The following is a 16,603-nucleotide window of genomic DNA, read 5'->3' on the forward strand; positions in this document are numbered from 1 at the left end:
ATGAGGCGATCGGACTCGTCCCCGCGGTTCACGTCGTCGGGCATCTCGCCGTACTGGTTGACGAGGTAGTCGGTCACGCGCGTGCCGAGCACGGCGAGGTTGAAGTGCGCGTTACGCGCGATGAGCGGGTCGAAAGTCCAGGTGATGTGCCCGATCCCCCGCCCCAGCGCCCACTCGCGCTGGTGGTTCTTCAGCTGTCGGCCGAGACCGCGGCCCTGGTAGCCGGGGAGCACGCCGGTGATGTGCGAGTGCATCGACCGCTCGGCGGGAGGGCCGAAGAAGGCCGCGGAGGCGCCGATCATGCGCTCCCCGTCGAAGAGCCCGACGACGTAGTTGCCGGAGTGCTCGAGCGCCCGCAGGATGTTCGCCGGCATCGTCGCCCGGTCTCCGACCCACACCGCGTCGAACACGCGCGACGCCTCGTGGATGCCCTCGACCGTCTCGAGGGGACGGATGTCGATCTCGCTCATGCCCCGAGTCTGGCATCCGGCGACGGCGCTGCGCCGCTCACCCTCGTCCCCCTTCTGACGGTTCGTGTCCCAGATTTCGCCACCTCAGGGCGCCTCAACCGGCCATAAGTGGGACAAGGGATGCCGCACCGGGGCCTGGAGAGCCCGATCACCCCGCCGCGTGACGAAAGGCCGGGTCGACTCGTCCTCCCTGTGACGCCGCACCGCGCGGACTCGACGAAAGGACGAGACGATGAGAGCCGGACGCATCACCACCGCCCGCCGACCGCGGGGCGTCTTCGTCGCGACGGCGATCGGCGCGGGGATCGTCGTCCTGATCGCGCTGGGGCTCTTCCTGCCGCTGGTCGGGTTCCTCGCCGGAACCACCGCATCGACCGCGGGCCTCGTCCCCTTCCCGGCGCTGACCGTGACCCTCGTGACGCTGATCGGCGCCGTGGTCACGGCGGGACTCCTTCTTCTCGCGCTCACCCGCCGTCGCATGGTCGTCGCGATCGTGTGGGTGGTGCTCGCCGTTCTCGTCGCGCTGGCCGTGACGGTGTTCCCGCTCGTCGCCGTGGCATCCGGATCGGCGGAGCGGGCCTCCGACGTCGCTCCGCTCATCGGCGAGCTGTGGGGTCGGCTGACCGGCGGCGCGTGAGCCGTCAGCGGGGCAGCTTGTCGATCCCGCCCACGTGGCGGATGGTGCGCCCGCGCTCGACGGCGATCGCGATCCCGCCCACGAGCCAGAGCGGTACCTGCATGAGGAACGCCCAGCGGAAGGCATCCAGAGAGTAGGTGTCGGGGGTCCCGGCGCCCTGCACGTCCATCGCGATACCGATGAAGAGGATCGCGAGGAGCGCCGCGAGGAACCCGCCGCCGTTCACGATGCCCGTCGCGGTGCTGAGCCGGTGGCTCGGGGTGAACGTGCGGGCGTGATCGAACGCGATCATCGACGCGGGACCGCCGGTCGACAGCGCGAACATCAGCACGATCAGCAGCCACACCGGTGCGGGCCCCGGCCAGCCGATGACGACGATCCACACCGCGGCCTGGAACACCACCGTGGGCAGGACGAGCCAGCGCGAGCGCCGCGTCGGGTGGCGGCTCGACAGCGCGCCGATCACCGGTCCGCACAGGATGCCGAAGAACACGAGCGTCGTCATGATGAGCGACGCGGTGGCCGGCGCGAGCCCCTCACCCGCGGTGAGGAAGGGGAAGCCCCACAGCAGCATGAACGCGGTGCCCGCGAACGGCGTGGCGAAGTGCGACCAGAAGCCGAGGCGCGTGCCCGGGTGCGCCCACGACTCGCGGAACCCCTGACGCAGGTCGGCGGAGGACTTCACGACGCGGATCGCACCCGTCTGCGTGTCGACCGACGTGTCGACCGGATCGGAACGCCGTTCGGGCGGGCGGTTGCGGATGATCAGGTACGTCAGCACCCCGAAGAGCACACCGAGCCCGGCGACGCTGCCGAACGCGACGCTCCAGCTCGTCGCGTGCAGGAGGGCGGCGAGCGGCACGACGGCGATGATCTGCCCGAACTGCCCGATGATTCCGGTCAGCTGCACCAGCAGGGGTGCCCTCTGGGCCGGGAACCAGGTCGCGATCACGCGCAGCACACTGGGGAAGATCGCCGCGTCGCCCGCGCCGATGAGCACGCGGGCCAGGATGCCGATCCCCACCGCATCGGCGAACGCCATGACGAGCTGGCCGGCCGCCATCAGCAGCATGCCGATCGCGATGATCGGGCGAGCACCGAAGCGATCGAGGAGCAGGCCGACCGGGATCTGCATCGCGCCGTAGACGAAGAGCTGGATGACGGCGAACATCGACAGCGCCGACGCGTCGGCGTGGAAACGGGTCGCCGCGTCGACCCCCACCGCCGACAGCGAGGTGCGGTTGACGATCGACACGACGTAGGCGAGCAGCCCGATCCCCCACAGCAGCCACGTGCGCCACCCGGGGCGGTCGAGGCGCAGGGTTTCGGTCACCGTTCCAGGCTATCCGCGCGCACCGACATCCGGTCGTGGGGTGGCGCTGCGGTGGCCACGTCGCGACACGGCGCCGCCGAAGCGGTCAGGAGGGGAGGTCGCCGAGCACGTCGGACATGCGCTGTCGGACCTCTTCGAGGTGGCGGGTCAACGGCATCCGGTTCTCATCCTCAAGCCAGCGCTCGAGAGCGGTCTGCAACAGGTCGACGGTGAGACCCGCCACGACGCGGGACGTGAGCGGATCGGCGCCGCGCGCGGCGCACCCCGCGCGGATCGCCTCGCGCAGGTCGGCCTGCTTCTGCAGATCGCGTTCCCGCAGAGCAGGCTCGGCCTCGATGATGCGACGCGATGCCGCCATCTGGTCGCGCCGCGGCTCGAACCTCTCTGCGGCGAGCGCACGCAGCCCCGTCCAGGCGATCGAGAACGGGGCCACCCCGGCCGGAGCGGCGGCCAACATCGCCGTCGCCAGGCCCGGGATCTCGTCGTCGCCGAAGAACACCTCGCGCTTGTCGCTGAAATGGCGGAAGAAGGTCCGCCGCGTCACTCCGGCGCGCTCGACGATGTCGGGAACGGTCGTCACGCCGAAGCCCCGCTCCTCGAAGAGCTCCAGTGCGGCGACGCGGAGCCTCTCCCTGGTGTCCGGAGCCCATCTCGCCATGTCTCGAGCATAGGTGATGTCACTTGGTGTCATCAGGTCTATAGTGAAGACACTTCGTGTCATCACTGCGGAAAGGCCCCGATGTCCACCCACGCTGCGGCGATCATGCCCGCACCCCGCGCCCGTCTGACCAAGACGACCCTGCCCACCCCGACGCCCGCCCCCGACGAGGTCCTCGTCCGGGTGCGGGCTGTCGCGATCAATCCCGTCGACTGGGTGATCCAGGGCACCAGCCGGGTCACCTACCGGTGGCTGCGCACCCCGGCCGTCCTCGGCTCCGACGTCGCCGGGGAAGTCCTCGCGACGGGCGCGAACGTCACGCGGTTCCGCGTCGGACAGCGGGTCTTCGGCCTCGCCACCGGCACCGACCGCGGGCGCGACCCGCTCCGCGAGGGCGCGTTCCAGGATGCCACCGTGTTGAGCGAGCGGCTGACGACGCCGATGCCGACGTCCCTCTCCGACGAGGAGGCCGCGGTCCTCCCCCTGGCCGTCTCGACCGCGGCCTGTGCGCTGTTCCAGCCCGCCCATCTGGGGCTCCCCACCCCTTCCGCCGAGACCGCGGGAGGCGGTGCCGGCGTGGTGGTGGTCTGGGGCGGCTCGACCAGCGTCGGGATGAGCGCCGTCCAGCTCGCGCGCGCTGCCGGCTACGACGTCGTCAGCACTGCTTCGCCGCGCAACGCCGACCTCGTGCGGTCACTCGGGGCGGACGCCGTCGTCGACCACCACTCCTCCACGGCGGTCGACGACCTCGTCGCAGCCATCGGGTCACGCCCCGTGGTCGGCGCCATCGCGCTCGGTGCCGGCTCAGCCGATCCGTGCACCGACATCCTCGCGCGCACCGGGGGCACCCGGCTCGCCCTGGCCAGCACCCCGTACTCGCTCGCCGGCCTCGTCGGCCGTCGCCGCCTGTTCCCGGCGATGATCCCGGTCTTCTCGCGCATCGGGCTGGCGACCGTGCGATCGATGCTCCGCGCGCGACGCCGTGGCATCCGGGCCGCTTTCGTCTGGGGAAGCAGCCTGCGCGACGACGACCTCGGGCCGCGGCTCTGGGGCGAGGTGCTGCCCCAGCTCCTGGCCGACGGGCGCCTGCGCGCGCTCCCCGAGCCGATGGTCGTCGGCACGGGACTCACGGCCATCCAGGACGCCCTCGACCGGCAGCGAGCGGGCGTTTCGGCGCGCAAGATCGTGGTCCGACTCTGATCACTGCGCCGCGGGATGCCATGGCAGCCCGGTCGGAGCAAGGGCCGTGGCCCCCGGACCACGGACAACGCCCCGAACCGACGCACCATGTGTCCGCCGAGACCACCACGGCACGGCAGAATGGTCCGATGGTCTCCGCGAGCCCCCACCTGCAGCCCGATCACGCGTGCCTCATCGTCCACGGCAGCGACACCCCCGGCATCATCGCCGCGGTGTCGGCGCTCATCGCCCGCCAGGGCGGCAACATCGTCGCCTTCGACCAGTACTCCGACGACCCGCGCGGGGGCGCGTACTTCCAGCGCGTCGTCTTCTTCCGTCCGAACCTCGCCGCCGCCTTCCCCGAGATCGAGGCAGACCTCGCCGAGACCCTCGGCGACGGCTTCGAGCTGGAGTGGACGCTCACCGACCTCTCCACGCCGAAGCGCATGGCGATCCTGGCGTCGAAGCAGGACCACTGCCTGCTCGACCTGCTGTGGCGTCACCGCCGCGGCGACCTCCCCGTGAGCATCCCGATGGTCGTGTCGAACCACACCACCGCGGCCGAAGACGTGCGCTCGTTCGGCGTCCCGTTCTTCCACGTGCCCTCCACGCCCGGCCCCGACAAGTCGGCATCCGAGGCCCGCATCCTCGAGCTGCTGGTCGGCAACGTCGACTTCGTCGTGCTCGCGCGCTACATGCAGATCCTGTCGCCCGAGTTCCTCGACAAGATCGGGGTGCCGGTGATCAACATCCACCACTCGTTCCTCCCGGCCTTCATCGGTGCCGAGCCGTACAAGAAGGCCAAGGAGCGCGGGGTCAAGCTCATCGGCGCCACCTCGCACTACGTGACGAGCGACCTCGACGAGGGTCCGATCATCGAGCAGGACACCGTGCGCGTCACGCACGCCGACTCCGCCGCCGAGCTCGCGCGCCGAGGAGCCGACGTGGAGCGCCAGGTGCTGTCGCGCGCGGTGCTGTGGCACGCGGAAGACCGCGTCATCCGCCACGGCAACCACACGATCGTCTTCTGACGCGCCCGCGCCCGCGCCCGCGCCCGCACCCCCGCCAGCTCGCCGAGACTGCATCGCGCTGACATCTCCCCCGCACGCTGCAGCGGAGATGTCAGCGGGCTGCAGTCTCGCGGCGCTTTGAGGCAGCGTCCGTCAGGGGCTGAGGTGGTGCACGCCGTCGGGGAGACGTCGACGACGCCACGACCCGAGGATGTGCTCCTCCATCGCGACGCGCGCAGCGACCGCGTTCCCGGCCTCGATCGCCTCGAAGACGCGCTCGTGCTCGGCCAGTGTGCGCGGGATGGCGTCGGCCGGGTTGTTGCCGTCCCACCGGGCGCTCTGCAGCGGACGAACGAAGAAGGACCGCGCGATGGTCGCCGCGATCCGGTTCTTCGACGCGGACATCATCGAGAGGTGGAACTGCATGTCAGCGCGCAGGAAAGCGGGGTTGTCGTGCTGCAGGCGACGCATGTCGTGCAGGTGGACCCGGATCTGCTCGTGCGACTCGGCGCTTCCGGTGGCCGCGACCTCGCTCGCCATCACGCCCTCGAGCGCTGCGCGCACCACGCTGACCTCGTCGAGCACACCGAGCGACTCGTCATGACGCACGAGGGAGTCGAAGACGAGCGGATCGAGGACGTTCCAGTCGTTGAAGTGCCGAACCCGTGTGCCGCGGCCCTGCGCGACCTCGACGAGGCCCTTCTCCTGGATGCGCTTGATGCATTCCCGGATCACGGTCCGGCTGACGCCGAACTCGTCGCACAGGGCTTGTTCGGGCGGGAGGTACTCACCGTCTGCGATGCTTCCCGTGACGATCAGCTCGACCAGCTCTTCGAGCACGCGCGAGCCGATGCGATCGATCTGCCCGCGCCTCGGAGCCCCGGAACGGGGATCGGAGGCGGGAAGCATGGAGAGCACTCTACTCCGCCCGTCGCCCCACGCTCCGGCGCACGCCGAGTTCGAGCCCCGTCCGACCATCGCGCACGTGGGGACCGCCTTCCCCGCCCCACACGAAGTCGGCCGCTCCGTCGTGGACCGACTCGTCGATCGAGATCCCGCCGCCCGGGCGGTCTCCGAGCACGAGCCCTCCGTCCGCGACGTCGTAGTCGACGGTCACCCCCGCCGGCATCTGCGGGGTGGTGACCTCGGTCAGCAGGTGGTTGGGGATCGCCGTGGCCACGGCCATCGTCGACGGGTTGGAGGTCATCCCGATCGGGCTGACCGGCAGGTCCCGCGCGTGCGCGGCGACGGCCACGCGCAGCGAATGGGTGACCCCCCACACCGCCGCCGCCTGGACGATGTCGACGGCCTCCGCGTCGAAGAGCTGACGGTACTGCTCGAGGCCGGTCAGGTTCTCGCCCGTCGCGATCGCCGGCGAGATGGTGTCACGCAGGCGACGGAGACCGCTGGCATCCCAGCGTCGCAACGGCTCCTCGACCCACGCGATCTCGACGTTCTGCTCGAGGTGCTGAATGTAACGTGCAGCCTGCGGGACATTCCACGACTCGTTCGCGTCGAGCATGACGAGCGGCTCATCGGTGGCCTCACCCAGCACGTCGCGCACGAGGGCGAGACGCTCGGCGTCGTGACGGACGTTGCGCCCGCCCTTGAGCTTGGCGGCGGTGAAGCCGCGGTCGCGCATGAACGAGTAGAACTCGGTGAGACCCGCGGAGTCCAGGGCGATGTCGAGACCCGAGGCGTAGCCCGGGATGTACCGGTCCCGTCCACCGAGCAGGCGCCACAGCGGCTCACCCAGCGCTTTCGCCTTGATGTCCCAGAACGCGCTGTCCAGCGCACCGATGCCTCCGAAGACACCACCGGCGTGACCGTTCTTGAACATGCGGGCGATCATGCGGTCGTAGAGCCACGACGTCGCGCGCGGATCCTCGCCTTCGACGGCCTCGAAGAGCTGGGGGATGCCATCGTGCATCCCCATACCGACACCCTCGATGCCCTCGTCGGTCTCGACGATGACGATCGGGAGAGCGGTGATGCCCGAGGCGATGAACCCGTTGACATCGCCGACCGGCCGCCCCCAATCGAGTGTGGTGTTGATCAGGCGGTATCCCGTGATCTTCATGACTGGACCTCTTCCACCCCGGCGACCGGGGTCATTCCTTCGTTCCGCCCGCAGTCATTCCTTCGACGAGGAATCGCTGCGAGAACAGGAACACGATGAGGATCGGCGCGATGGAGACGAGCGTGGCGAGCGCCATCACCGGCAGATCGAGAGTGACGGATGCCGATGAGGTGGGGTTGAACAACGGCACGTTGGACAACAGCTCGGCGAGTCCGACCTGGATGGGGGCTTTGCGACCGGGCTCCATGACGAAGGGGAGGAAGTAGTTGTTCCAGTTGCCGACGAGGTTGAAGAAACCCACCAGCGCGATCACGGGGGTCGCGAGCGGGAGGGCCACCGAACGGAAGACCCGCAGCTCGCTCGCACCGTCGATGCGCGCCGCGTTCAGGAGGTCCTGCGACACGCTCGTCGTGAAGTAGATGTACGTGAGGTACACCCCGAACGGGAAGAACGAGAACGGCAGGATGACGGCCCACGGCGTTCCGACGAGCTTGAGCGCACTCATCTCGAGGAACACCGGGAGCACGAGCGCCGTGTTCGGGATGAGCATGACCACGAGCGTCAGGATCAGCAGGACACCGCGGAAGCGGAACCTCGTCATCGCGAGGGCGTAGCCGGCGGGGATCGTGACGACGAGGGTGATCACCAGAGCCACGCCCGTGTAGAGCGCGGCGTTGCCCGTCCACTGCCAGATGATGCCGTTCTGGAACTCGCTCAGCCGCGACCAGTTGTCGGCGATCGTGGCGAACGAGCCGAACGAGAACGGCGGCTGACCGGTCAGCTCGGTGGAGGACTTCGTCGGCGCCAGCAGCAGCCAGACGATCGGCATCCCGAAGACGAAGACGAAGAACAGGATGATGACGGTGACGAAGGCCCGCCCCAGAAACGCTGCGGGGGTCAGGGCGCGCTTGGTCGCGGTCGACTTAGTCGCGTTCAAAGAGTCCTCCTCGGAAGACGAAGAAGGCCGCAAGGCCGGCGGCGACGACCAGGAGCATCAGCGAGATGGCCGCGGAGCCGTTGAAGTCGTTCTGACGGAAGGCGTAGAGGTAGGCGACCTGGTTGAGGGAGTAGTCGAGGCCCACGACGCCCTTGCTCGCCTGCGACAGCACGCGGGGCTCGACGAAGAGCTGCGTGCCGGCGGCCAGCGACATGACGGCCATGTACGCGATCCACTTCCGCAGCAGCGGGATCTGGATGTACCAGGCGGTGGCGATCGGGCCGGCACCGTCGATGCGGGCGGCCTCCATGACCTCGACGTTGATGTTGTTCAGGGCGCCGTACATGATGACGATCCATCCACCGGCACCGGCCCAGAAGGCGATGACGGTGAAGACCACCGGGAGATTGCCCTCGTTGCCGACGACGTCGACGAAGGTGTTGAAGCCCATTGCACGGAGGAGTCCGCTGACCGGGCTCACCGTCGGGTCGAGCATGAAGAGCCAGAGCAGCACGCTTGACGCCCCGGCGAGGGCGCCCGGGATGTAGAAGATGAACCGCGACGCGGATGACAGCCAGCGCACGCGGATCGCGTGGACGATCACCGCGAGGAACACGACGATGATGATGAGGCTCGTCAGCCAGATCGCGATGAACGCGGCGACGTGGCCGACGGCGGGGAGGAAACGGTAGTCCTGAACCGCTTTGAGGAAGTTGTCGAAGCCGACGAAGGCTCCGTCCTTGGTGAACGCCAGGTATGCGGCATAGAGGGTCGGCAAGATGCCGAACGCCAGGAGCAGGACGACGTATCCGCTGACCATCAGGTAGCCGAAGGTCGATTGAGCTCGACGGAGGGAGAGCATGGTCTTTTCCGTTCTCAGGGGGAAGGGCTGGCCGCATCCGCGGACGAATGCGGCCAGCCCAGGATGGTGTTCGGGTTACTTCTTGACGTCGTAGCCCTGGACCTGCGCCTGGTTGTCCATCTCGGTCTGCCACGCCTGCGTGGCGTCCGAGAGAGGCTTACCCGCGGAGATCACCGGCAGCGCCACCTTCGAGTAGGCGGCCTCGATGCTGAAGCTGGGGTAGCCCCAGCCCTGCCAGACCGAGCTGGCTGCGGTCGAGATGCTGGACTCGAGATCGCCCGTGAAGAAGCCCTGGGCGGCCTGTTCCTTCAGCCACGCATCTGCGGCCGACTGGTAGGCCGGCAGGCCCGACGCGAGCTTGACGGCGTCGTCCGAGCTGGTGACGTAGGTGAGGAAGGTCTTGACGGCCTCGAGGTTCTTCGAGTGGCTCGACGCGTACCAGACGCCACCGCCGACGTTTCCGGTGACCTTGTCGCCGTCGGACCACGTGAGCGGAGCGCCGGCACCGATGGTGCCGGGAGCGGCGTTCAGGCTCTTCTCGTTGTCGAACAGCGCACCGGCGTACCACGCGGGGCCGGGGATTCCGAGGAGCTTGTCGGAGTACTTGGCGACGAAGTCGTTACCGAACACGCTGTCGGTCACGAGGGTGCCGTTGGCGAGCATGTGGTCGATGAGGTCGGTGGCCTTCTCGGAGTTCGGCGCAGAGAAGTCCGAGCTGAACGTGTTGCCCTCGACCTGGAAGATCGGAGCCTCGGCACCCCAGTAGTACACGTAGGGGGCCTGGAACGAGTCTCCCACCGAACCGAGGATGTATCCGGGGTGCTCGGCAGCCACCTTGTCGCTGAGGGCCTTGTACTCTTCCCACGTCGTGGGAATGGTGTAGCCGAACTGGTCGAAGAGCGGCTTGTTGTACCAGAACAGCACCGGCGCGAGGTCGTTGCGGAGGCCGTAAACGGTGTCGTCGACGGTCATGGGGCCGAGCGCGCCCTTGGTGAAGCCGTCGAGGAAGCTCTGATCGAAGAAGCCCTTGTTCAGCGGGGCGGCGAACGCCTGCTGTCCGTTGTTCTCCTTCGAGGCCCACGCGGTGTCGTTCTGCTGGGTGGAGAAGACGACGTCGGGCCAGCCCTCACCGGACTGGTCGAAGAGGGCGATCTTCTGCTGGAACGAGCCCGAGCCGCCGGCGCCGCCGTCGTAGGTCTCGATGTTGATCTTGACGTCGGGGTTCGCCTTCTCGAACGCCTGGGCGAGGGGCTCGCGAGACGAGTCGACCCAAACGGTGATGGCGCTCGACGCGTCCTGCTCTGCCGCGGTGAAGCCGTACTGGGAGTCAGAGTCGCCTCCGCCACCACCGGTGCTCGGGCTGCACGCGGAAAGCGCGAGGGCGGACGCTACGGCGACTCCACCCACGAGGGCGAGGCGACGATGAGCGCGAGAAACATGCTGCGTCATTGCGGAAGCTCCTGTCTTCTTCGACGAGGTCGGATGACCGGATGCCAGCATAGGGCATACGTCATATGTTTGCGCAAGAGGCGAGATGAATCCGTGATCAAGAGCGCGCGTGAGCTGCGTGATTCGGGGAAGTCGTCCGACCTCCGCGGGAACTGCCACCTATGCCGCGACGGTCATCGTCGTCGCGACCACCATCGCGGCGTGCTCGCGGAGCGTCTGGAGCATCCGCGCCGCCTGAGGGTCAGTACACGTACTCCATCAGCTCGACGCCGAGCACGCGGAACGCGTCGTGCGCGCGCAGCCGGTGCGAGATCGAGAGGTCGTCGAAGTTGACGATGAGCGCGTACGCGACTCCCGCGCGGGGACCGCCGAGCACTCCCGCCTCGGCCCGCACCCCGGCTGCCCGACCCGTCTTGTTGATGAACAGCAGCCCGTGCTGGTCGTTCTCGTGCGCGAACGGATCGAGACCGGTGGCGGATGCCACGAGCGACAGGTCGTGGTTCAGACTCAGCCACTCCGCGACCTGGGCACTGACGCCCGGTGAGACCACCGCCGAGTTCACGAGACCGGCGAACAGCTCCGCCATCTCACGGGCGGTCGAGAGCGCGACGTGCGGAGCGTCGTCGGGGCCGCGGTCGTCGCGGAAGCGGTCGAGGAGCGCCGTCCGGCGCATCCCCAGCTGCTCCGACCGCGCGCGCACGGCCTGCAGACCCACGCGCTGCAGGAGCGCGTTGACCGCGAGCGCGTCGCCGGCCGAGGCGGCGAGCACCGCGACGTCGGCGATCGGCAGCGCGGGGGCCTTGAGATGCTGCCACATGCCGCCGACAGCGGCGCCGTGCACGGTCGAGCGGTCGATGATCTCGAGCGCGTCGATCGTGCCCGCCTCGATGGATGCCGCGACCTCGATGAGGAGCGGGACGACGCCGAGCCCCCCGACCGGCAGTGTCAGGAAATCGTCGCCCCCGAGCACCTGCGCCCCGCCGTCCAGCTCGTCGATGCGCACCGAGACGCGCGCACCGGATGCGGCGAGCTCGTCGAGCGCGCGCAGCGTCGCGGTGAACGAGCGTCGTCCGGCAGCCGCACGGCGCGGAAGCCGCTTCGGCCCTTTCCTCCCGGCACCCCGGAGAGCGGGCGCGTCGCGTCGCGACGACTCGACGGCCCCGCCGAGGGGCTCGGGGGTGGCGGGCTCGGGAACCGGGGGCATGCCCACGAGCGTGGCTCCTTCCGGGTCAGAAGAGCAACAAACTCCGCCTCACCAAATGGTGACGCGCTGGTCTGCGTCGAGCCAGAGAGCGTCGCCCTCGGTCACCTCGAACGCCTCGTAGAAAGCATCGATGTTACGCACGATCTGATTGCAGCGGAACTCGTTGGGCGAGTGCGGATCGATCGTGAGGAGGCGGATGGTCTCGGCATCCCGGCCCTTCTGCTGCCACACCTGCGCCCAGCTGAGAAGAAGACGCTGGATGCCACTGAGCCCGTCCACGACCGGACCTTCGGGGTGCTGCCCCTCGGCTTCGAGCGAGAGCCGGTAAGCCGAGATCGCGATGCCGAGTCCGCCCAGGTCGCCGATGTTCTCACCGATCGTGAGGGCGCCGTTGACGTGGTGCTCCTCGGACAGCCCCTCGGGCACGAGCGCGTCGTACTGGGCGATCAGGGCCTTGGTTCGCTCCTCGAACGCGGCGCGATCGGCATCCGTCCACCAGTCGCGCAGCGATCCGTCGCCGTCGAAGCGGCTGCCCTGGTCGTCGAAGCCGTGGCCGATCTCGTGACCGATCACGGCACCGATCCCGCCGAAGTTGGCGGCCGAATCGCGGTCGGCGTCGAAGAACGGGTACTGCAGGATCGCCGCGGGGAAGACGATCTCGTTCATCAACGGGTTGTAGTAGGCGTTCACCGTCTGCGGCGTCATGTGCCACTCGTCACGGTCGATCGGCTGGCCGACCTTCGCGAGCTGCCGGTCGTGCTCCCAGACGTTGGCCCGGCGGACGTTTCCGATGAGGTCGTCGGCGGAGATCTCGAGGTCGCCGTAGTCCTTCCAGCGCACGGGGTAGCCGATCTTCGGCGTGAAGGCGTCGAGCTTCGCGAGCGCGCGCTCGCGCGTTTCGGCGGTCATCCACTCGAGCGAGCGGATCGAGCGACGGTAGGCCTCGATGAGGTGCGCGACGAGACCGTCCATGGCCTCCTTCGCTGCCGGCGGGAAGTGCCGTTCGACGTAGACCTTGCCGATCGCCTCGCCCAGAGCGGCCTCCGCGAGGCTCACGCCGCGCTTCCACCGCTCGCGGTTCACGGGAACACCCGTGAGCTGGGTGCCGTAGAACGAGAAGTTCTCGGCGACGAAGGCATCGGGCAGGAACGCCGCCGCGGAGTGCACGACCTTGAAGCGCAGCCAGGCCTTCCAGTCGTCGAGGCGCTCCGCGACGAGCAGGGCGCCGAGGGACTCGACGAAGCTCGGCTGGTAGACGACGACCTCGGCGAGCGCGTCCTCGTGGCCGGGGGCGACCCCCGCCCGCCACGTCGCAAGGTCGATGCCGGCGAGCGCGACGGTGTCGTCCCACGACTTCAGGTTGTAGGTCTTGACCGCGTCGCGGCTGTCTTCGCGCGACCAGTGGTGGGTCGCGATCTCGGTCTCGAGGGCGAGAACCCGCGCGGCGTCATCGGCCGCATCGGCCACGCCCGCGAGGTCGAGGATGCGCTCGATGTGCGCGCGGTAGGCGTCGCGCGTGTCGGCGAAGTTGTCGAGACGGTAGTAGCTCTCGTCGGGCATCGAGAGGCCGCCCTGGTAGAGGACGGGGACGTACCGCGTCGGGTCGCCCGGGTCGGGCTCGACGAAGAGGGCGATCAGACCGCTCATGCCCTCGCGCTCGAACTCGCCCGTGAGCCGCAGGAGACCGGCGACGTCGTGCACCTCGTCGACCCGACGCAGCTGCTCCTCGATCGGCGTCCGGCCGAGCTCGTCGATGCGGGCGGTGTCCATGAAGCTCGCGAACAGGTCGCCGATCTTGCGGGCCTCGGTGCCCGGTTCGGCCTGCTGCGACTCCTCCACGATCGCGCGGACGTCTTTCTCGGCCTGCTCGGCGATGAGGTGGAAGGCGCCCCAGCGCGCCTTGTCTTCGGGGATCTCGGTGCGCTCGAGCCAGCGGCCGTTGACGTGGCGGAACAGGTCGTCCTGCGGGCGGATCTCGTCGCTCAGTTCGTCGAGCGCGAGGCCGGAACGGGGGGTCTCGGTCATTCAGCCAGGATAAATCCCCGTTGTTCGGTGCGGGCTGGGGACGCCGACATTGCCTCGCCCGTGGCGCGTGCGGCTGCGCGCGCCCTTGCGCCCACGCCCCGCCCGGCGCGATGTCGGTGGGTCGCCATAGGCTCGACGCGTGACCACGCGACCGCCCGAGACGCTCAACCGGTCGATCCTCCGGCTGGCCATCCCGGCGCTCGGCGCGCTCATCGCCGAGCCGCTCTTCCTCATCGTCGACGCAGCCATGGTCGGGCACCTCGGCGTCGCCCCGCTCGCGGGGCTCGGGATCGCCGGGGCGGTTCTGCACACCATCGTCGGCCTGATGGTGTTCCTCGCGTACTCCACCACACCCGCGGTGGCGCGACGCTTCGGGGCCGGCGAGGTCGGGCGCGCGGTCTCGGTCGGGATCGACGGCATGTGGATCGCGCTCACTCTGGGTGCCGTCCTGGCCCTCGCCGGCGTGTGGTCCACCCCGGCGGTCGTCGATGCCTTCGGCGCCGCTCCCGACGTCGCCGAGAACGCCCGCGTCTACCTGTCGATCTCGATGTGGGGCCTCCCCGCGATGCTCATCGTCTTCGCGGCGACGGGCCTGTTGCGGGGGCTGCAGAACACCGTGACCCCGCTGTGGATCGCGGGCGTCGGGTTCGCGGCCAACGCGGCTCTCAACGCCGTCTTCATCTATGGATTCGGCTGGGGGATCGCGGGTTCGGCGGTGGGTACCGTGATCGCGCAATGGGCGATGGTCGGTGCGTACGTGGTCGTGGTGGGCCGGCTCGCGCGCCGGCACACGGCATCCCTCCGTCCGGAGCGCTCCGGCCTCGGTGGCACCGCACGCTCGGGCGGGTGGCTGTTCCTGCGCACGCTGAGCCTGCGCGCGGCCTTCCTCGCGACGGTCGCCGTCGCCACGCAGCTGGGATCGGCCGAGCTCGCGGGGTGGCAGATCGCGTTCACGATCTTCTCCACGGCGGCCTTCGCTCTCGACGCCCTGGCCATCGCCGCTCAAGCCCTGATCGGTGCGGGTCTCGGGGCCGGTCACCTCGCGACCGTGCGCCGCGTGCTGCAGCGCACGGTCGCGTGGGGAGTGTGGTTCGGCGTCGCGGTCGGCATCCTGATCGCCGCCGCGTCCGGCGTGGTCGGGATCGTGTTCACCGGCGACCCCGCGGTCGGCGCGCTGATTCAGCCGGCGCTGCTCGTGCTCGCCGCCGCGCAACCGCTCGCGGCGGTCGTGTTCGTGCTCGACGGCGTGCTCATCGGCGCCGGAGACGCGCGGTACCTCGCACTCGCGGGCGTGCTCAACCTCGTCCCGTACACGCCGGCCCTCGCGGCGGTCGCCCTGTGGGCAGGCGGAGGCGCGGCGGGTCTCGCGTGGCTGTCGGCCGCGTTCTTCGGTGTCTACCTGCTCGCCCGGGTCGTCACGCTCGGTCTCCGCGTGCGCGGACACGCATGGACGACGGCGGGCGACTGACCAACCGCCCGCCGCCGACTGCTCACGTGTACCAGGTGGGAACCGGAATCTGGTTCAGCAGCACGTACTCGCCGACCTCTCGCTTCTTGTAGGCGATCGGGTCGTGCAGGCTGTGCGTGCGGAGGTTCCGCCAGAAGATGTCGAGGCCCACGGAGTTGGCCGTGGCGCGCGCACCGGTCAGCTCGAAGATCTTGGATGCCACTTCGAGGCCATCGTCGACGATGCGGAGCTTGCCCGCGGCGATGCGCACCGCGATCTCGCCACGGTGCCGCTCGGTCAGCTCTTCGCGCGGGGCGTGCAGCACGGCGCTGATCTCGGCACCCACCGCGTCGAGCAGCGCTTCGTCGGCCCAGAGTTTCGACTGCAGCGTCCCGTAGCCCTCGAGCAGGTACCACTCCTCCGTCGCGCGCTGCTTGTCGTCGCCTCCGTAGGGCCACGGCCGGGTGCGCTCGCGCGTGTAGGCCGAGGCGGTCTCGAGGGCGCCCTGGGCGATGCCGAGGTAGAAGTTGGCGAAGACGAGCTGGATCGCCGGCACGTTGAGGGTGTTGTAGACGAGCGGCTGGAACTGCTTGTCGACGAAGCCGGCGGCATCCGACCAGGGCACGCGCACGTCGCGGATCTCAACCGAGCCCGATTCGGTCAGACGCTGGCCCAGGTTGTCCCAGTCGCCCGCGAAGACGATGCCCTCTTGCGCGGTCGGCACGATCGCGAAGACGTGCGTGTCCGTGCCCTCGAGCACACCCTCCAGCACGGTGAGGTCGGCGACGCTGCCGCCGGTGGAGAACGACTTGCGCCCCGAGAAGACGAGCTCGTCGCCCTCTTCGCGGATCGTGAGGTCGGAGTCGCGAGGGTTCACCGCACCACCGAAGAAGTACGTGTTCGTGGTGTACAGCTCCTCGACCGCGGCGATCTGCGCGTCGGTCGCCACCAGCCGGGCCGCCCACGCCCACAGGTAGTGGTAGCCCAGGAGCTGTCCGATCGAGCCGTCGCCGCGGGCCACCGCGCGGATGACCTTGTAGGCCGTGTCCCAGCTCTCGCCGGCACCGCCGTGCTCGCGGGGTCCGAGCAGGGTGACCAGGCCGGACGCCTTGAGCAGATCGACCTCGGCGCGCGGGGTGGCGTTGGCGCGGTCGCGCTCGACGGCATCCACCGCGAGGATGTCGGCCACCTCACGAGCCCGCTCGATCCACCCGGCGCTAGTGTCGGGAGTGGTTGCGTCCCGCCAGCGGTCCGCGAGGCCTGTCGTCGTTGAATCCGTGATCGTCATGATCGTTCCTTCCCAGGTGTGTGA

15 protein-coding genes are annotated in these 16,603 nt (G+C 69.3%); 4 read left to right on the forward strand and 11 right to left on the reverse strand.

Features of this window, described 5'->3' with window-relative positions:
• Positions 1 to 470: GNAT family N-acetyltransferase (locus P2P98_RS01845; protein WP_275796628.1), on the reverse strand; the 470-nt coding region annotated here is incomplete at its 3' end.
• A gap of 232 nt (positions 471 to 702) precedes the next feature.
• Here P2P98_RS01845 and P2P98_RS01850 point away from each other — a divergent pair.
• Positions 703 to 1,107 carry an MFS transporter permease gene (locus tag P2P98_RS01850; protein WP_275796630.1) on the forward strand — a complete coding sequence of 135 codons (405 nt, stop codon included), beginning with the start codon at positions 703 to 705 and terminating at the stop codon, positions 1,105 to 1,107.
• A 4-nt stretch (positions 1,108 to 1,111) separates the two neighbouring features.
• Here the strand turns inward: P2P98_RS01850 and P2P98_RS01855 are convergent, their stop codons facing one another.
• Both P2P98_RS01855 and P2P98_RS01860 read right to left on the reverse strand, forming a co-directional pair.
• Positions 1,112 to 2,440, reverse strand: a complete 1,329-nt coding sequence (locus P2P98_RS01855) for an MFS transporter (RefSeq protein ID WP_275796632.1) — start codon at positions 2,438 to 2,440, stop codon at positions 1,112 to 1,114.
• A gap of 85 nt (positions 2,441 to 2,525) precedes the next feature.
• Positions 2,526 to 3,098 (reverse strand): TetR family transcriptional regulator, encoded by a 573-nt coding sequence (locus P2P98_RS01860; RefSeq protein ID WP_275796634.1) that lies wholly within the window; start codon positions 3,096 to 3,098, stop codon positions 2,526 to 2,528.
• A 105-nt stretch (positions 3,099 to 3,203) separates the two neighbouring features.
• On the opposite strand from P2P98_RS01860, the gene P2P98_RS01865 reads away from it, so the two are divergent.
• On the forward strand, positions 3,204 to 4,298 hold the full coding sequence (locus P2P98_RS01865) for a zinc-binding alcohol dehydrogenase family protein (RefSeq protein WP_275796636.1): 1,095 nt from the start codon (positions 3,204 to 3,206) through the stop codon (positions 4,296 to 4,298).
• A gap of 128 nt (positions 4,299 to 4,426) precedes the next feature.
• Positions 4,427 to 5,308 carry a formyltetrahydrofolate deformylase gene (purU, locus tag P2P98_RS01870; RefSeq protein ID WP_275796638.1) on the forward strand — a complete coding sequence of 294 codons (882 nt, stop codon included), beginning with the start codon at positions 4,427 to 4,429 and terminating at the stop codon, positions 5,306 to 5,308.
• Between the two features lie 132 nt (positions 5,309 to 5,440).
• Here the strand turns inward: purU and P2P98_RS01875 are convergent, their stop codons facing one another.
• The 7 genes from P2P98_RS01875 to P2P98_RS01905 form a co-directional block, all read right to left on the reverse strand.
• Entirely contained in the window at positions 5,441 to 6,196 is a 756-nt protein-coding gene (locus P2P98_RS01875) for a FadR/GntR family transcriptional regulator (RefSeq protein ID WP_275796640.1), read from the reverse strand.
• Between the two features lie 10 nt (positions 6,197 to 6,206).
• Positions 6,207 to 7,367 carry a mandelate racemase/muconate lactonizing enzyme family protein gene (locus P2P98_RS01880; protein ID WP_275796642.1) on the reverse strand — a complete coding sequence of 387 codons (1,161 nt, stop codon included), beginning with the start codon at positions 7,365 to 7,367 and terminating at the stop codon, positions 6,207 to 6,209.
• 31 nt (positions 7,368 to 7,398) lie between these two features.
• Positions 7,399 to 8,304: a carbohydrate ABC transporter permease gene (locus P2P98_RS01885; protein ID WP_275796643.1), complete on the reverse strand. Its 906-nt coding sequence runs from the start codon at positions 8,302 to 8,304 to the stop codon at positions 7,399 to 7,401.
• Complete coding sequence (locus P2P98_RS01890; RefSeq protein WP_275796644.1) at positions 8,291 to 9,166, reverse strand: sugar ABC transporter permease; 876 nt, start codon at positions 9,164 to 9,166, stop codon at positions 8,291 to 8,293. Before P2P98_RS01890 ends, P2P98_RS01885 begins: the two co-directional genes overlap by 14 nt.
• A gap of 75 nt (positions 9,167 to 9,241) precedes the next feature.
• On the reverse strand, positions 9,242 to 10,615 hold the full coding sequence (locus P2P98_RS01895) for an ABC transporter substrate-binding protein (protein ID WP_275796646.1): 1,374 nt from the start codon (positions 10,613 to 10,615) through the stop codon (positions 9,242 to 9,244).
• A gap of 241 nt (positions 10,616 to 10,856) precedes the next feature.
• A complete protein-coding gene (locus P2P98_RS01900; protein WP_275796702.1) occupies positions 10,857 to 11,819 on the reverse strand; it encodes a serine hydrolase in 963 nt (320 codons plus the stop codon).
• 48 nt (positions 11,820 to 11,867) lie between these two features.
• The gene (locus P2P98_RS01905; RefSeq protein WP_275796648.1) at positions 11,868 to 13,844 is read right to left on the reverse strand and encodes a M13-type metalloendopeptidase; all 1,977 of its coding nucleotides are present in this window, start codon (positions 13,842 to 13,844) and stop codon (positions 11,868 to 11,870) included.
• Positions 13,845 to 13,983: 139 nt separating this feature from the next.
• Here P2P98_RS01905 and P2P98_RS01910 point away from each other — a divergent pair, with 139 nt between their 5' ends.
• Positions 13,984 to 15,312 carry an MATE family efflux transporter gene (locus P2P98_RS01910; RefSeq protein WP_275796650.1) on the forward strand — a complete coding sequence of 443 codons (1,329 nt, stop codon included), beginning with the start codon at positions 13,984 to 13,986 and terminating at the stop codon, positions 15,310 to 15,312.
• Positions 15,313 to 15,334: 22 nt separating this feature from the next.
• Here P2P98_RS01910 and P2P98_RS01915 read toward each other — a convergent pair whose 3' ends face one another.
• Positions 15,335 to 16,579, reverse strand: coding sequence for an acyl-CoA dehydrogenase family protein (locus P2P98_RS01915; protein ID WP_275796652.1), 1,245 nt, complete (start codon positions 16,577 to 16,579; stop codon positions 15,335 to 15,337).
• Positions 16,580 to 16,603: the final 24 nt, after the last annotated feature.

Source organism: Microbacterium sp. Kw_RZR3, assembly GCF_029222405.1.
Lineage (GTDB): Bacteria > Actinomycetota > Actinomycetes > Actinomycetales > Microbacteriaceae > Microbacterium.

What these genes read in the sequence shown, in the direction of transcription:
- P2P98_RS01850 (WP_275796630.1), top strand. Translation starts at nt 703, where the DNA reads ATGAGAGCCGGACGCATCACCACCGCCCGCCGACCGCGGGGCGTCTTC.
- P2P98_RS01860 (WP_275796634.1), bottom strand. Translation starts at nt 3,098, where the DNA reads ATGGCGAGATGGGCTCCGGACACCAGGGAGAGGCTCCGCGTCGCCGCA.
- P2P98_RS01865 (WP_275796636.1), top strand. Translation starts at nt 3,204, where the DNA reads ATGCCCGCACCCCGCGCCCGTCTGACCAAGACGACCCTGCCCACCCCG.
- purU (WP_275796638.1), top strand. Translation starts at nt 4,427, where the DNA reads ATGGTCTCCGCGAGCCCCCACCTGCAGCCCGATCACGCGTGCCTCATC.
- P2P98_RS01875 (WP_275796640.1), bottom strand. Translation starts at nt 6,196, where the DNA reads ATGCTTCCCGCCTCCGATCCCCGTTCCGGGGCTCCGAGGCGCGGGCAG.
- P2P98_RS01880 (WP_275796642.1), bottom strand. Translation starts at nt 7,367, where the DNA reads ATGAAGATCACGGGATACCGCCTGATCAACACCACACTCGATTGGGGG.
- P2P98_RS01890 (WP_275796644.1), bottom strand. Translation starts at nt 9,166, where the DNA reads ATGCTCTCCCTCCGTCGAGCTCAATCGACCTTCGGCTACCTGATGGTC.
- P2P98_RS01895 (WP_275796646.1), bottom strand. Translation starts at nt 10,615, where the DNA reads ATGACGCAGCATGTTTCTCGCGCTCATCGTCGCCTCGCCCTCGTGGGT.
- P2P98_RS01900 (WP_275796702.1), bottom strand. Translation starts at nt 11,819, where the DNA reads ATGCCCCCGGTTCCCGAGCCCGCCACCCCCGAGCCCCTCGGCGGGGCC.
- P2P98_RS01905 (WP_275796648.1), bottom strand. Translation starts at nt 13,844, where the DNA reads ATGACCGAGACCCCCCGTTCCGGCCTCGCGCTCGACGAACTGAGCGAC.
- P2P98_RS01915 (WP_275796652.1), bottom strand. Translation starts at nt 16,579, where the DNA reads ATGACGATCACGGATTCAACGACGACAGGCCTCGCGGACCGCTGGCGG.